The organism is Duganella aceris (genome assembly GCF_011090165.1).
GTDB classification, from domain to species: Bacteria; Pseudomonadota; Gammaproteobacteria; order Burkholderiales; family Burkholderiaceae_D; genus Rugamonas; species Rugamonas aceris.
This window is the reverse complement of the sequence record NZ_JAADJT010000012.1, coordinates 56,899-70,353: the sequence shown is the minus strand read 5'-3', so window position 1 is coordinate 70,353 and position 13,455 is coordinate 56,899. Positions and strand designations below refer to the sequence as shown.

The window sequence follows — 13,455 nt, the reverse complement described above, 5'->3', positions numbered from 1 at the left end:
AGATGGAAACCCTGAACTATCGATTTGAACAAGGCACCCGCCGCCTGACCGCGCCACCGGAAGTGGTGGGAGTGGTCGGCTCCGGCAATCTGGAAGTATTGATCGAGCCGGCGGCGCTGGACGGCGCCTGCACCATCGAGATCAACACCGCCGCAGTCGGCTTCGGCCCGATCTGGGCGGCGGTGATGCACGACTTCCACCAGCGCTGGCTGCTGGCCGACACTCGCATCTCGATCAACGACATGGGCGCCACGCCCGCCGTGGTCAGCCTGCGCCTGGACCAGGCGGTGCAAACCATGCTGGGAGACGCATGATGAAGCGCCAGGTCAGCTATCAGGAAGCCAGCGCGCGCGAGCGCCTGCACCAGCTGTTCGATGCGGGCAGCTTCGAGGAATTCATACCGCCGTCGGCCCGCGTCATCAGCCCGCACCTGGCGCAGCTGAACGCGCCGGTGGCGTTCGACGACGGCGTCGCCATCGGCCGCGCCTTGCTCGGCGGCGTCGCGGTGTATGCGGCGGCGCAGGAAGGCGGCTTCATGGGCGGCGCGGTGGGCGAGGTGCATGGCGCCAAGCTGGTCGGCCTGCTGCGCCGCGCCGTTACCGACAAGGTCGCGGCGGTGGTGCTGCTGGTGGAATCGGGCGGCGTGCGGCTGCATGAGGCCAACGCCGGCCTGATCGCGGTGTCCGAAGTGATGCGCGCCCTGCTCGACGCGCGCGCCGCCGGCGTGCCGGTGGTCGTGCTGGTGGGCGGCTCCAACGGCGCTTTCGGCGGCATGGGCATCGTCACCCGCTGCGCCAATGTGGTGGTGATGTCGGAGGAAGGCCGGCTGGCGATGTCCGGCCCGGAAGTGATCGAGACCGCCAACGGCGTCGAGGAATTCGACTCGCGCGACCGCGCACTGGTCTGGCGCAGCACCGGCGGCAAGCACCGTTACCTGATGGGCGACTGCCAGCGCATCGTCGCCGACGACATGGAGGCGTTCCGCGCCGCCGCGCAGGAAGCCGTCGCCGCGTTCGCGGGCCAGTCGTCCGCGCTGACGCTCGAAGCATTGGAAGCCGAGCAGCGGATGCTGGACGATCGCCTGACGCGCTTCGGCGCGCTGCCCGATCCGGTCGATATCTGGAGCGCGATGCAGATGCCGCAGGCGGCCAATATTCCGATGCTGGACGTGGACAGTTTTATCGCGGCGGCGGCAAACCGTCGCCAGGGAGTTTGAGATGGACTGGAAAAAACTGGCGGATCAGCTGTTTCCCGAATGGCATGCGATCGTCGAGCAGGATGACTTTTTGTGCGGCAGCGCGCAGGTCGGAGGCGCGGCGGTGGCCGTGATCGGCACCACTGGCCACACGCCGATAGGCGTCGAGATCGCGCTGGCGCAGGCCAAGGCAATCCTGCGCACGGTGCGCGAGTATCCGGGCATGCCTATCCTGATGCTGATCGATACGCAGGGACAGCGTCTGCGTCATCGCGACGAAATGTTGGGCATCAATAGCTATATGGCTCACTTGGGCAAATGCGTCGATCTGGCGCGGCGCAACGGTCATAAGATTATCGGTCTGGTGTACGACCAGGCGCTGTCGGGCGGTTTCATCACCAGCGGTCTGATGGCGGACGCCTGCTACGCGCTGCCCGATGCGACCATTCGCGTGATGGGGCTTCCGGCGATGGCGCGCATCACCAAGGTGCCTGAGGAAGTGTTGACCGAACTGGCGAAGGCCAATCCGGTGTTCGCGCCGGGGCCGGAGAACTATCTGCGCATGGGCGGGCTGGAGGCGATCTGGGAAGGCGACCTGGCGGCGCAGTTGCAGGCGGCGCTGGTGCAATCGACCGATGGCGACCGGCGCAGCGCGTTGGGATTGCAGCGCGGCGGTCGGCGGCTGGCGCAGCCTGTGATCGATGCCGTCATGACGGACGGCCATGTACGTTCCGCATAATTCCGGCTTTGAGCGCCACATGCTGATCTGGCTTGAGGAAGCCGGCTGGCGTACGGTACAAGGCGCGGCGCGGCCGGAGCACAAGGCGGCGTTGAAGCTGTGGGAAGGTCAGGACTGGCCGGCGGTGGTGCGGCGCATGGATATCGGTGTCGGTGACGATGAGGTCTGTCTGGGCCTGCCGTTGCCGCCGGACGAGGATACCGGCGAGAAGCTGCGTATTTCGTTGCGGGCGCAGGTGCGGCATATCGGCAGGGCCGCGCCGGCGGTGGATCTGCGTGCGGCGTTGCGGTCTTCGGGGCCTTGGCGCGAGCGCTTGACGGCGCTGGAGCGCGATGCGGCGGGCTTGGGTTTGCGGGTGTATGGTTCGCTGGCGATGCAGGCGTTGACTGGCTTGTTGTATGTGTCGGCGACTTCGGATGTGGATGTGCTGTTTTCCCCGTCCAGCCGCTCGCAGTTGGATGCGGGGGTGGCGCTGTTGTCGCGGCATGCGGCGTTGTTGCCGTTGGATGGCGAGATCGTGTTCCCCGGTGGGCAGGCGGTGTCGTGGAAGGAGTGGCGTATGGCGATGGCGCATCCGGCCAAGGTGATCGTCAAGGAGTTGCAGTCGGTGCGCTTGGCGGATACCGCGTCGCTGCTGGCGACATTGGAGGACTTGTGATGCGCGCGGCCTATGTCGCGGCCAGGACGCGGGCTGTCAAGCTTGGGGCGCAGCCTGTCGATCGGCCTGTCGATCGGCTTGCGCGGTTTGCGTATTCGCGGGAGGTGGCGCGTTTGGCCGTGCGCAGTCTGTATCAGGAGCTTTGCTTGTATCCCAAGCCTGGGTTGGTGTCGTTGGTGGACAGCGGCAGTCATGAGGATATGGATGCGGTGACGTTCATGCGGAGTTTGTTCTCGCTGCGTCACTATTTTAAGAACATCTGTTTGGCAGGATGGGATGATGCGCCGTTCGCGCGTTTGAAGCAGTTGGGGATTGCGGCGGAGGCGTCGATGCTGAAGGCGACGCGCGGTATCAACACGCATCGTGGCGCGATCTTCAGTCTCGGCATGCTGTGCGCCACCGCCGGCCGCGCCCGCGCCCAAGGCACCCCGATGACGCCCGCCGCCCTGCGCGCCGCGATGCTGATCCGCTGGGGCGAAGAACTCGCGATGCACGCCGCGCCAATCGCCCCGGCCACGTTAGCCACGTCGCGCACATCGGTCGCGCCGGCCGCCCCGACGCCTTTGGCCGCGCCGGGCGCATCGGCCGCGCCGACCTCGCCGGCCGCGCCGACGCCTTTGGCCGCGCCGGGCGCATCGGCCGTGCTGACCTCGCCGGCCGCGCTGACGCGTTTGGCCGCGCCAAGCGCATCGGCCGCGCTGACCTCGCCGGCCGCGCTGACGCCTTTGGCCGCGCCAGGCGCATCGGCCGCGCCGACCTCGCCGGCCGCGCTGACGCCTTTGGTCGCGACGGGCGCATCGGCCGCGCCGAACTCTCCGGCCGTGCTGACGCCTTTGGCCGCGCCAGGCGCATCGGCCGCGCTGGCCGCGCCGACGCCTCGGGCCGCCCCAGGCGCATCGGCCGCGCTGACCTCGCCGGCCGCGCTGACGCCTTTGGCCGCGCCGGGCGCATCGGCCGAGCCGACCTCGCTGGCTGCGCCGACGGCTTTGGCCGCGTCGGGAGCTTCGGTCGCGCGGATTGGGCAGGTCGCCCCGGCTGCGCTGGCCGCGTCGCCGGCGTCGGACCGCGCGTTGATGAGCAATGGCCTGCGCGTCGCGGCGCGGTATGCGGTTAGTGGCGCGCGTGAGGAAGGTGCTCTTGGACTGCCCTCGGTGTTTGAAATCGGCGTCCCCGCGCTGCAAGCCTCCCGCGCACGCGGCGCCAGCATGTCCCACGCGCGCATCGACACCCTGTTCGCCCTGATGGCCCACATCAGCGATAGCAACGTCTATCACCGCGCCGGCCCGCAAGGCGCGCAGACCGTTCGGGAACATGCGCGGCGCTTCATCGACGCCGGCGGTACCGCCAACGCCGACTGGCAAACCGGCGCGCTGGAAAGCCATCGCATCTTCGTCGAACAACGCCTGTCACCGGGCGGCGCCGCCGATTTGCTGGCCGCCAGCTGCCTGGTGCTCGCCATCGCCACACTCAAATGAGCCGCGCGCGACTACTCCTGCTGTGCCCCGGCCAAGGCGGCCAGCACCCCGCCATGTTCGACCTGGCCCGCACCAGCCCCGCCGCCAGCGCCCTGCTCGACCGCCTGCCGCTGCCGCCCGCCGGCAGCGCCGCGATCAGCCACCCGCCGACGTTCATCGACGCCCCCGCGCCCATCGGCAGCCTGCCGCCGCCCGCCGCTGCCAACGCAATGCTCAGCCATCCGTCAACGCCCACCGCCGCCCGAGCCCCCGGCACCGATGCCGACGACATCTACGCCAACCGCCGCGCCCAGCCGTTGATCGTGGCGGCCACGCTCGCCATGTGGGAAGCCATCCGCCACTTCACGCCTCCGCCCGCGCTGCTGGCCGGCTACAGCATCGGCGAACTGGCGGCCTACGGCGTCGCCGGAGCGCTGACGCCCGAAAACGCCGTCACCCTCGCCACCCGCCGCGCGCAACTGATGGACGACAGCCTCGCCCTGCACCCCGGCCAAGCCCTGGTCAGCATCGGCGGCCTGACGCTGCAAGCCGCAGCCGCGCTGGCCGCAAGCCACGACTACGCGATCAGCATCGAAACCGGCGAAGACAGCTGCATCACCGGCGGCCCCGCCGCAAGCGCCCACGCGCTGGAACAAGCGGTGACGGCAGCCGGCGGCCGCGCCAACCGCCTGCCGGTGGAAGTCGCATCGCACACGCACTACATGGAAAGCGCCGTCGCCCCATTCGCCGAAGCGCTGCGCCAAACGAACTTCGGCCCGATGACCGCGCCGGTCCTGGCCGGCATCAACGGCGCCAGCGTCGGCAACAAGACACAGGCCGTAGACCTGCTCTCCCGCCAACTGGCCGAAAAAATCCACTGGCTGACCTGCATGGACGCCGCCGCCGAAGCCGGCATCAGCTACGCACTGGAACTCGGCCCCGGCAACGCGCTCACGCGCATGCTGCAAAACCGCCACCCGCACATCAACAGCCGCTCGGTGGCCGACTTCCGCACGCTGGACGGCATCGGCAAATGGCTGAACCGCGCCGCCGAAGACTGATCAGCGATTGTTCTGCGTCGCCCAAGCGATGATATTGCTGGCGTCCATCGCCCCCGGCTGACGCGCCACCTCGCGGCCGCCCTTGAACAACGCCAGCGTCGGAATGCTGCGGATCGCAAAGCGCGCACCGATATCCTGCGACGCCTCGGTATCCACCTTGACCACGCGGAACCGCGGTTCCAGCCGCTGCGTCGCTTGCGCATAGAACGGCGCCATGGTCCGGCAAGGCCCGCACCACGGCGCCCAAAAATCGACCAGCACCGGAATATCGCTGCGCTCGATATGCTTGAGGAAGCGCGCACTCGACAGATCCACCGGCTGGCCGGTGAACAGCGCCTTCTGGCACTTGCCGCACACAGGATCCGCCGCCAGTTTGGCGGCCGGCACGCGATTGACCGCATCGCAATGCGGACAGACTATATGCAGCGACTCAGGCTGCGCGGTGGTGGAATTCGTCATCTTCATCTCCAGACAGCAACAAGCCGATCATGATAAAGCATGAGCAAAAAAAATGCCGCGCACACGACGAGAAATCGCATGCGCGGCCTAATTCAACGTCGGCTACTCTGGCCGATCAGATCAAGTTTCTTTGCGGGCGCCTTGTTGCTTGCTGCTTTGTGCGGCTTGCGCGGCCTGGGCTTGGGGAGGCTGTCCGCCTTGCATATTGCCGCCCTCACGACCATCGCCGTTCTGGCCGCTCTGCAGCGATTGGCCGGGGCTGCGCATTTCGTTGCCGCGCGACTGACGCGAGCCGTCATGGGCGAAGAAGGGATCGGTGAATTTGTCCACCGCTTCCTTCTGGTTGCGCAGGCTCTTTTCGGTTTCTTCCGACGTCACGCGCGCCACCTCTTCGGCCAAGGCCTTGGCGGTGCGGCTGGTTTCCTGCACATGCTCTTGCGTCACGTTGGACAGGTCGACCTGCGTGTCGGCGGCGATGCGCGACAGGTGCTGTTGATAGGAACGCAGTTTTTCCGCCGTCGGCTGGGCATGCTGGGCGACGGCGGCGATCGCCTCGGTGGCCCGATGCGACGTGATGACGTGTTGCCCCGCCGACGTGGATTCTTCCAGCAGGGTCTGCGCCAGTTGGATGTTCAGATCGCTGTACTGTTGATAGGTACGGAACAACGACTTCGACACGTCGTTAAAGAACGACAGTTGCGCTTCAAGATGGTTCTTGGCGGCTGGGGTAACGCTTTGGGCAAATGGATACATGGAGTTCCTCTAAAAAGTGAATGGGCCTGGAGAATGTCGAACCGGTTTCGACGACGCGCCTGCAGCGCGAATGCCAAGGCTACGTTAGCGAGATGTGACACGTTTGATCTACGTCAAACGTGCGGCCAACCAGTCCATGGAACTTTTTAAACCGGATTATTCCTAATCGATTCCTTCTTCAATTCCTCGCGGCCCGCCACCGCTCATGCCAGAGCCCAGCGGCGAGCAGCAGCGCGCCGATGATTAGCTCCGTCAACACCGATTGCGCGGTGGCCACGCCGTTGAATCCCACGACATCCAACGCCGGCACCTTGACCGCCTGCGTCGCCACATACATCGCGAACAGGAACAGCGCAAGGAAGGCGCGCGATGTGCGGGACAACTTGCCCAGCAAGCTCGCGGCGGCCGCCAGCATCAGCACGCCGCTGAACAACGCGGCGCCCCGGACCGCGTCGCTCGACAGCCAGCGCAGCAGCACCGGCGCGGTGAACAGCAGCGCCAGCAGGCACGATGCCAACAGCTGCGCCGCGAAGCGCCGTTCGCCGCCGCCCGGTACGGCCGCGCTCATCGCGTCCACATCATGCTGCCGGTCGCGCACGCTGAGATCGCTGACCAGGATGCCCCACAGCGCGATCGCGCCGATCGTCAGACCGCCAAGCGCCGCGCCAGGAAGCACGCAGCCCGCCACAAATAATCCCAGCGCCGCCGCGATGGCGAGCGGGTTCGACGCCAGCGTCAGCGCCAGCACGGCCAGCGCGTAACCGGCCACGCCGGGCGTGCGCGCGGACAGCGCAAACACCGGCCGCGTCAGCCGCGTCAAGGGACGCAGCCAGCGGTTGAGCAGCGCCAGCGGCGACCAGCGCCCGGCGCCGCCCGCGCGCACCTTGACCCGTTCCGGATCAAAGCGGTGGAACAGCCAAATGGCCGGCAACAGCGGCAGCATGGCGACCAGCGCCGAGCCAAGCCGCGTGATGCTCATCCGCGTGGTCCACAGCCACTGCGGCAGCACCAGCACGATCAGCGCCGGATCGAATTCGCCGCCGCCGAGCACCAGACTGTCCGTGTGCACTTCCGCGCGCAGCGACATCACGATCGAGCCCAGGCCGGAAAAATCCAGCAGCAGCAACGGCGACCAGCCGCTCCCCTGCGCGGTGACGGCGATCGGCGCCGCCATCTGCGTCACATAGAAAACGAAATACAGCACGTCGCCGCGCTTGCCCGCCAGCGGCGCCCACGCGTCGCACAGCAGCGCCATCGCGGCGGTGAAGCACACCAGCGGCAACAAGGTCAGCGAGAAGGTTTGCAGATAAACGAAGAGTTGGATCGGCCCGTCGCCGCGCAGCACGTGCAGCACCAGCATGGTCAACAGAAAAATGCAGAGCAGCCCGCACAGATAGGCGACCGCGCCGAGCCAGCGGCCGAACAGGAACACCGCGTTGCCCACCTGCGTGGCGGCCAGCACCGAGCCGGCGCCGCTGCGCACATCTTCACTCATGCGTCCGCGCACCAGGTAGAATCCGGCCAGGCCCATGAACAGGCCGCCCAGGCCCGCGCTGCCCAAGGCCAGGCAGCTGCTGGTGTAGGCCACGCGCGCGTTCTCCACCACGATCATCGCCTGCCCCTTGTCCGGATCGCCGACCATCAGCCATGTGACGACGATCAGCGCCAGCACCGCCACCAGCGTGCCGGTGCGGCGCATGCGTAGCCGCACCTCGGTCAACAGCAGCATCTTCAGCGCCAGCGCGTTCATGCGGCTTGTACCTGCGCGCCTTGTTGCGCGCCTTCCTGCACTGCATAACGCTGCGTCATCAGCGCCTCTTCCAGCGTCGGCTCGGCCGGCAGCGCGCCGTCGCACGGCGACGATGGATGCGCGATGCGCAGATGGATGCCATGCGCGTTGCGCTGCGCCTGCAACACGCGCACCTGCGCGCGCAGTCTGTCGTAATGCTGCGGATCCACCGTCGCCGACCACATCTGGCTGCGCGCCTCGCGCACGAAACTGTCCGGCGTATCGTAGCCGACCAGCTTTCCCTTGTTCATGATGGCCAGGTGGCCGGCCATGTTCTCGATGTCGGACACGATATGCGTCGATACGATCACCAGCTTGCGGAAGCCGATCTCCGACAGCAGATGGCGGAAACGCAGTCGCTCCTCCGGATCGAGTCCTGCGGTCGGCTCGTCGACGATCAGCACATCCGGATCGTTGAGCAGCGCCTGCGCGATGCCGAGCCGGCGCCGCATGCCGCCCGAGAAGCCCGCCGCCTGGCGGTCCGCGTGCTCGTGCAGGTTGACCATCTCCAGCAGGCGCCGCAAACGCGCCGGATCGCGCACGCCTTTCAAGGCCGCGAAATACTGCAGGAACTCCAGCGCCGTCAGGTTGGGGTACACGCCGAAATCCTGCGGCAGAAAGCCCAGCCGCGCGCGTATCGCCTCCGGCCTGGCGACGATATCGACGCCGTCGAACAGGATCTGCCCGCTGGTCGGCCGGGTCAGCGTCGCGATCATCTGCATCAACGAGGTTTTGCCGGCGCCGTTATGGCCGATCAAGCCGACCACGCCGGCCTGTAGATTCAAACTGACGTCGTCGACCGCCCTGACGTTCTTCGCGTAGGTTTTGACGACATTGCGTATCTCAAGCATGTGCGGGCGATTCCTTAGTAAAAAAAACAGCGGTCAGGGATGGCGCTTCAGGTCATCGATCGAGAGCCACAGTTCCTTGCGCGACAGCGGCGTCTCCGGCGTCAGCAGCGGATTGGGCAGCTCGATGAGGACACGCTGGTCCAAGCGCGCCTTGCGGATCAGCGGGCCGTAGTGCAGATGGAACAGGCGTTCGAAGCTGCCGTCCGCCAGCGCCGCCTCCAGGCCGCGTCGGATCTCCTCGGCCAGCGCCGGCTTGGCGCGGCTGACGAAAAAATAATCGGCGGTGGGATAACGCAGCGCCACATAGGGATCGATGACCAGCTCCGGATGCCGTTCCGCCTCCGCCCAGATCTCGTTGACCGAGCGCGGCACCCAATCGACGCGGCCGGCGCCGAGCAGTCCGAACAAATCCCTGTAAACCGTCACCGGCGACACCTTCAGGCCGCTGTGGCGCAGGATGGCGATGTCCGGCCAGTCGTGGCCCTGCCCGGCGGTATAGGACTTCAGGTCATCCAGGTCGCGCACCTCGCGCAACAGATCCAGGTGGTCCGAACGCAGCAGGCCGATGCGCCAGCCGATCAACCCGCGCGTCATCGGAATGCGTATCGGCAGCAGCGCCGCCTCGCGTTCGGCCGAGGTCATCGTCCCGACCACATCGATCTTCCCCATCCGCGCTTGCAGCTCGACGATGGCGCGGTTCTGCTGCATCGGCGCCGGCGACAGCTCGACTTTGTAATGGCCGCCGGCCTTCGCCAGCGCCAGCTCCAGCAGGGCCAGGCCATACTCGCCGTGCCCGCCGTCGACGCTGGCGGTGCGCGGATAATGAATGGTGATCGGCGCCGCCATCGCCAGACCACTCCACAGCAGGCAGAAAAACAGCAGACGGCGCAGCACGCACATGGCGGGAACTTCCGAAAAGATAGGTTCGAGCATGCTGCACCCGCCACCCACCCTTGTCAAGCTATCAACGATTCCTGCAACACTGGGTGCTGAAACTTTAATCAGCCGCGTGCATTCCCGCCGACATGCGTGTACACTACGATCTATTGCCGAAGGGAAATTAACATGGCCATCGCCGTACTGAGCTCAGGAGTAACCGGACTCAACGCCGCAGAACGCGCGTTGGGCAACAGCGCGCACGCGATCGCCAACATCGGCACGCAGGGCTTCCAGCCGGCTTCGGCCAATTTCGCCGAAAGCAGCCCGGCCGGCACCGGCGTCACGATTTCCTTCCGGGGCCAGGAATTGCTGCAAACGGAAGCGCCCAGCGCCACCAACCTCGCGGTCGAGACCACCAATTCGCTGGTCTATAAAGCGCAGTTCGACCTGTCCGCGAAAGTGATCCAGGCCGCCGACCAGAATCTCGGCACGCTGATCGACATCAAGGCCTGAGAGTCCCGCCGCCAGGATCGTGCCGACGACGATCCGAACCCTCAGCGGCGGATACGGTCCGAAAAATCTACCGCCTGGTCCGCCGCGCGGGCCTTGGCGGTGATGTGGGCGGCCTCGCGCCGCGCCGCGAAGTCGCCCTGCCCGGCAAGCGCGCCGATGTCGTACAGGTAGCGGTCCAGGTAGCCGGACGCCAGCAAGCGCCAATCCAGCGGCAAGCCCGGCGCGATATGCCGGGCCATCTCGAAAATGATGGTGGTGCAATTGCCGGTCAGCGTGTTGTAGAACAGCGGCGCGCGCTTCAAGGCCTCGCCTTCCCCTAGATACGCCATGAACAGGGACCGCATCGTCTCCGGCTTCATCTTCAAGCGGTACAGCCACATGTCCTCGCCGCGCGCGTTGGTCCGCACGCGCAGGATGTCGCGTTCGTCGGCGGCGATCAGTACCGTTTCGTATTTCTTGAAGAAGCCCGCCAGACCATCGAAGCTCTCGCCCTTCTCCTTGCGGATCTCGATCGAGAACGTCAGATAACGCCCGTCCGCAAAGCCGAACGACACCAGCGTATGCGCGATGGCGGGCCCCATCCAGTACGACATCGCCACATCGACCGAACGCAGTTGATCCAGGTCGTAGCGGCGCGCCTCCCAGCGCACGGTGTAATCCTGGTCGCTGCGCCAGTCGAAGTTGCGCACCTGGTCCAAGGTGACGATGCCGCCGTCCACCTTGCCGGTGACCATGCGCGCGACATCGTCGGCCCACACGCGGTCGTGCGAGGGCTTGATCGTGCTCCACCATCCCATGATGACGAGCAGCGCCAGCAACCACGGCGCCATCAACAGCAGATGCCGCTGCCACCACCACAGCGCCAGCGTACCGACGCAGAACACGATCCACGCGGCCACCGCCGCCTTGCGCGCCAGCGCCCCAACCGGCAGCTGAAACCACAACGCGAAGCCGCCCCACACCGCGAACATGGCGAAGACGATGGAGCCGAGCAGCATGCCGGCGACGAGAAGGTAGCGTTTTGTCATGCCCCGATTATGGGGGCTAATCGTGCTTCTCGTCGATTCCGTTCGCGCAACCTATCTGGACGCAGATCACTTTTACTGCAATACTCAGCACCACGCCGACGATACCGATCAGTTCCAACATGGCTGATTCCGTTAATGAAGAAGAGACGCTTCACTTTAACCGCGCCGCCGCTGACGATCCAATATCAAATACGGCGGCCATCTATCTCGAAACGGCATAACGGTGATTTCCCTTAAACAGTTTAGATACTTTGTCGAAATCGTGGAGGCCGGAAGTTATTCCCGCGCCGCCGAAAAATTGTACATCGCGCAGTCGGCGCTGAGCCGCCAGATCAAGGAGCTGGAGGACGAGCTGCGGACCCAGTTGCTGACCCGCGATGCCCGCCAGTTCGAACTGACGCCGGCCGGCCACCTGTTCTTCGAGCGCGCCAAGCGCATCCTCGAAGAGATCGACGACACCGTGGTGCAGGCACGCCACGTCGGCCAGGGCGCGCAGGGCGTGATCCGCTTGCAGCATTCCAGCTCGGTGATCCTGACGCCGCAGATCACCGCTGCCCTCGCCCTGCTGCTCGGCGAATTCCCCGGCGTGACGCTGGATGTTTCCATGCTGCCATCCGAAAACCAGACGCTGGAGATCGAGGAAGGCCGCGCCGACATCGGTCTGCTGCGTCTGCCCACGCTGCGTCGCCATCCGCACATCCACGTGCGGCAGGTCACGACCGAGCGGCTGATGGTGGCGGTGTCGCGGGATTCGCCGCTGGCCGCGCTGGACAACGTCGAGCTGGCGCAGCTGAGCGACCAGGCGTTCATCTCGATCCCGCACAAGGACCGTGGCGGCTTGAGCTACCTGGTGGCCAATCTGTGCCTGGAACAGGGCTTCTTTCCCAAGCCGGCGCGCGCCTTGTCGCGCAAGTCGTCGCAACTGAATCTGATCGAGGCCGGCCTCGGCATCGCCATCGTGCCGGAGTGCATGCGGCTGACGGCGCCGGCAGGCGTGCGCTTCATCACGCTGGCGCAAGGTAGCCTGACGACCAGCGTCGGGCTGGCCTGCCGGCGCGAGGCCGATCCGCTGGTGGCCGCGTTCGCAGACCGGCTGGTGCACACCCTTACGGAGGCCATCCCTTGAACGCTCTCACCCAAGCATGGCGCACGCGCCGGATCGGCAAGCGGCAATTCGCCGGACTGGCGTTCGTGTTCATCTGGTTTTTCGTCGGCGGCATCGCGCATTTCGTCGCGACCGACACCGAGGCCAGCATCGTGCCGCCCTACATTCCGTGGCCGGTGGCGGCGGTGCTGGTCAGCGGCGTGTTCGAGCTACTGGGCGCCTTCGGCATCCTGACGCCCCGCACGCGCAAGGCCGCCGGCATCGGCCTGATGCTCCTGACGCTGGCGGTCACGCCGTGCCATATCTACATGCTGCAGCACCCCGAACTGTTCCCGGTGCCGCTGTGGGCACTGTGGCTGCGCCTGCCGATCCAGGCGTTGTTGCTGTTGCTAATCTATTGGAGTACCTCAGGCGGGGTCAGTTCCGGCATCGTGCCACGGGCTCAACCGTAGCTGCGCTACGGTTGAGCCCGTGGCACGATGCCGGAACTGACCCCGCCTATCAAGTTGTGTACGGCAACGAACAAACATCCCGATCGGCGGCGGCTATGCTGTTAATACCGACACAGGGAGGCGTTATGGCAGACTGGATTATTGATCGCAACGGCACCGCGGTGCTGATACTGGATGAACACTGCTTCCGCTCGCCCAAGGGGGACGTGACGTCCTGGCTGGTCGGCAACGGTGTCTACGCCCTCAACGGCGACCACATCGGCTGGTTCGAAATCAGCACCTTGTACGACCTGCACAACCAGATCGTCGGCATGCTGCAACACGCTTGCACGCCGCAGCTGGCCGAGCGGGTCCCGGCGCAAATGCCGGCTTTTTCGCGCCGTCCGCACATCCCGCTGCTGAAGGGTCGCCACCAGCGCGCGCCGATTTCGCCGCTGCCGCTGCCGTTGCCGCCACCGCGGCCGCCGGCGTCGCGTTACGCCGGTGTGATCGCCATGCACGCCAACTGACCGGGAGCGT

The 13,455-nt window shown here is 66.2% G+C and carries 16 protein-coding genes and 1 pseudogene; 11 read left to right on the top strand and 6 right to left on the bottom strand.

Annotated elements, in window-relative coordinates; genetic code table 11:
- The first annotated feature begins 2 nt into the window (after positions 1–2).
- The 7 genes and pseudogenes from mdcC to GW587_RS23900 all read left to right on the top strand — a co-directional run bounded on the left by mdcC (position 3) and on the right by GW587_RS23900 (position 5,107).
- Complete coding sequence (gene mdcC, locus GW587_RS23930) at positions 3–314, top strand: malonate decarboxylase acyl carrier protein (protein WP_166107342.1); 312 nt, start codon at positions 3–5, stop codon at positions 312–314.
- Positions 314–1,216, top strand: a complete 903-nt coding sequence (locus tag GW587_RS23925; RefSeq protein ID WP_166107563.1) for a biotin-independent malonate decarboxylase subunit beta — start codon at positions 314–316, stop codon at positions 1,214–1,216. Before mdcC ends, GW587_RS23925 begins: the two co-directional genes overlap by 1 nt.
- Before the next feature lies 1 nt (position 1,217).
- Positions 1,218–1,934 (top strand): biotin-independent malonate decarboxylase subunit gamma, encoded by a 717-nt coding sequence (gene mdcE / locus GW587_RS23920; RefSeq protein ID WP_166107341.1) that lies wholly within the window; start codon positions 1,218–1,220, stop codon positions 1,932–1,934.
- Between the two features lie 19 nt (positions 1,935–1,953).
- The gene (mdcG, locus tag GW587_RS23915) at positions 1,954–2,592 is read left to right on the top strand and encodes a malonate decarboxylase holo-[acyl-carrier-protein] synthase (RefSeq protein WP_166107340.1); all 639 of its coding nucleotides are present in this window, start codon (positions 1,954–1,956) and stop codon (positions 2,590–2,592) included.
- Positions 2,592–3,095: pseudogene (locus GW587_RS31910) on the top strand (triphosphoribosyl-dephospho-CoA synthase); the annotation flags it as partial. The gene mdcG and the pseudogene GW587_RS31910, both read left to right, overlap by 1 nt.
- On the top strand, positions 3,081–4,067 hold the full coding sequence (locus GW587_RS31790) for a triphosphoribosyl-dephospho-CoA synthase (protein ID WP_308495403.1): 987 nt from the start codon (positions 3,081–3,083) through the stop codon (positions 4,065–4,067). The pseudogene GW587_RS31910 and the gene GW587_RS31790, both read left to right, overlap by 15 nt.
- Positions 4,064–5,107 (top strand): ACP S-malonyltransferase, encoded by a 1,044-nt coding sequence (locus GW587_RS23900; protein WP_166107338.1) that lies wholly within the window; start codon positions 4,064–4,066, stop codon positions 5,105–5,107. The genes GW587_RS31790 and GW587_RS23900 overlap by 4 nt, the downstream gene beginning before the upstream one ends.
- Here GW587_RS23900 and trxC read toward each other — a convergent pair whose 3' ends face one another.
- The 5 genes from trxC to GW587_RS23875 form a co-directional block, all read right to left on the bottom strand.
- Entirely contained in the window at positions 5,108–5,566 is a 459-nt protein-coding gene (gene trxC, locus GW587_RS23895) for a thioredoxin TrxC (protein ID WP_166107336.1), read from the bottom strand. It lies immediately after the preceding gene.
- A 120-nt stretch (positions 5,567–5,686) separates the two neighbouring features.
- Positions 5,687–6,319 (bottom strand): TIGR01841 family phasin, encoded by a 633-nt coding sequence (gene phaP, locus GW587_RS23890; RefSeq protein WP_166107334.1) that lies wholly within the window; start codon positions 6,317–6,319, stop codon positions 5,687–5,689.
- Between the two features lie 178 nt (positions 6,320–6,497).
- Complete coding sequence (locus GW587_RS23885) at positions 6,498–8,069, bottom strand: ABC transporter permease (protein ID WP_166107332.1); 1,572 nt, start codon at positions 8,067–8,069, stop codon at positions 6,498–6,500.
- Complete coding sequence (locus GW587_RS23880; RefSeq protein WP_166107331.1) at positions 8,066–8,959, bottom strand: ABC transporter ATP-binding protein; 894 nt, start codon at positions 8,957–8,959, stop codon at positions 8,066–8,068. Before GW587_RS23880 ends, GW587_RS23885 begins: the two co-directional genes overlap by 4 nt.
- Before the next feature lie 33 nt (positions 8,960–8,992).
- Positions 8,993–9,892, bottom strand: a complete 900-nt coding sequence (locus tag GW587_RS23875; protein ID WP_229259624.1) for a substrate-binding periplasmic protein — start codon at positions 9,890–9,892, stop codon at positions 8,993–8,995.
- 132 nt (positions 9,893–10,024) lie between these two features.
- On the opposite strand from GW587_RS23875, the gene GW587_RS23870 reads away from it, so the two are divergent.
- A complete protein-coding gene (locus tag GW587_RS23870; protein WP_166107329.1) occupies positions 10,025–10,351 on the top strand; it encodes a flagellar basal body rod C-terminal domain-containing protein in 327 nt (108 codons plus the stop codon).
- Between the two features lie 41 nt (positions 10,352–10,392).
- On the opposite strand, the gene GW587_RS23865 is transcribed toward GW587_RS23870, so the two are convergent.
- Positions 10,393–11,379, bottom strand: coding sequence for an Lnb N-terminal periplasmic domain-containing protein (locus GW587_RS23865; RefSeq protein ID WP_166107327.1), 987 nt, complete (start codon positions 11,377–11,379; stop codon positions 10,393–10,395).
- A 223-nt stretch (positions 11,380–11,602) separates the two neighbouring features.
- Here GW587_RS23865 and GW587_RS23860 point away from each other — a divergent pair, with 223 nt between their 5' ends.
- The 3 genes from GW587_RS23860 (at position 11,603) to GW587_RS23850 (ending at position 13,445) form a co-directional block, all read left to right on the top strand.
- Entirely contained in the window at positions 11,603–12,505 is a 903-nt protein-coding gene (locus tag GW587_RS23860; RefSeq protein ID WP_166107325.1) for a LysR family transcriptional regulator, read from the top strand.
- The gene (locus tag GW587_RS23855; RefSeq protein ID WP_207393623.1) at positions 12,502–12,936 is read left to right on the top strand and encodes a DoxX family protein; all 435 of its coding nucleotides are present in this window, start codon (positions 12,502–12,504) and stop codon (positions 12,934–12,936) included. Before GW587_RS23860 ends, GW587_RS23855 begins: the two co-directional genes overlap by 4 nt.
- A 125-nt stretch (positions 12,937–13,061) precedes the next feature.
- Entirely contained in the window at positions 13,062–13,445 is a 384-nt protein-coding gene (locus GW587_RS23850) for a 4-fold beta flower protein (RefSeq protein WP_166107324.1), read from the top strand.
- Positions 13,446–13,455 lie beyond the last annotated feature (10 nt).

What these genes read in the sequence shown, in the direction of transcription:
- GW587_RS23885 (WP_166107332.1), bottom strand. Translation starts at nt 8,069, where the DNA reads ATGAACGCGCTGGCGCTGAAGATGCTGCTGTTGACCGAGGTGCGGCTA.
- GW587_RS23925 (WP_166107563.1), top strand. Translation starts at nt 314, where the DNA reads ATGAAGCGCCAGGTCAGCTATCAGGAAGCCAGCGCGCGCGAGCGCCTG.
- GW587_RS23850 (WP_166107324.1), top strand. Translation starts at nt 13,062, where the DNA reads ATGGCAGACTGGATTATTGATCGCAACGGCACCGCGGTGCTGATACTG.
- mdcC (WP_166107342.1), top strand. Translation starts at nt 3, where the DNA reads ATGGAAACCCTGAACTATCGATTTGAACAAGGCACCCGCCGCCTGACC.
- mdcG (WP_166107340.1), top strand. Translation starts at nt 1,954, where the DNA reads ATGCTGATCTGGCTTGAGGAAGCCGGCTGGCGTACGGTACAAGGCGCG.
- trxC (WP_166107336.1), bottom strand. Translation starts at nt 5,566, where the DNA reads ATGACGAATTCCACCACCGCGCAGCCTGAGTCGCTGCATATAGTCTGT.
- GW587_RS23865 (WP_166107327.1), bottom strand. Translation starts at nt 11,379, where the DNA reads ATGACAAAACGCTACCTTCTCGTCGCCGGCATGCTGCTCGGCTCCATC.
- GW587_RS23875 (WP_229259624.1), bottom strand. Translation starts at nt 9,892, where the DNA reads ATGCTCGAACCTATCTTTTCGGAAGTTCCCGCCATGTGCGTGCTGCGC.
- GW587_RS23880 (WP_166107331.1), bottom strand. Translation starts at nt 8,959, where the DNA reads ATGCTTGAGATACGCAATGTCGTCAAAACCTACGCGAAGAACGTCAGG.
- GW587_RS31790 (WP_308495403.1), top strand. Translation starts at nt 3,081, where the DNA reads ATGCACGCCGCGCCAATCGCCCCGGCCACGTTAGCCACGTCGCGCACA.
- phaP (WP_166107334.1), bottom strand. Translation starts at nt 6,319, where the DNA reads ATGTATCCATTTGCCCAAAGCGTTACCCCAGCCGCCAAGAACCATCTT.
- GW587_RS23870 (WP_166107329.1), top strand. Translation starts at nt 10,025, where the DNA reads ATGGCCATCGCCGTACTGAGCTCAGGAGTAACCGGACTCAACGCCGCA.
- mdcE (WP_166107341.1), top strand. Translation starts at nt 1,218, where the DNA reads ATGGACTGGAAAAAACTGGCGGATCAGCTGTTTCCCGAATGGCATGCG.
- GW587_RS23900 (WP_166107338.1), top strand. Translation starts at nt 4,064, where the DNA reads ATGAGCCGCGCGCGACTACTCCTGCTGTGCCCCGGCCAAGGCGGCCAG.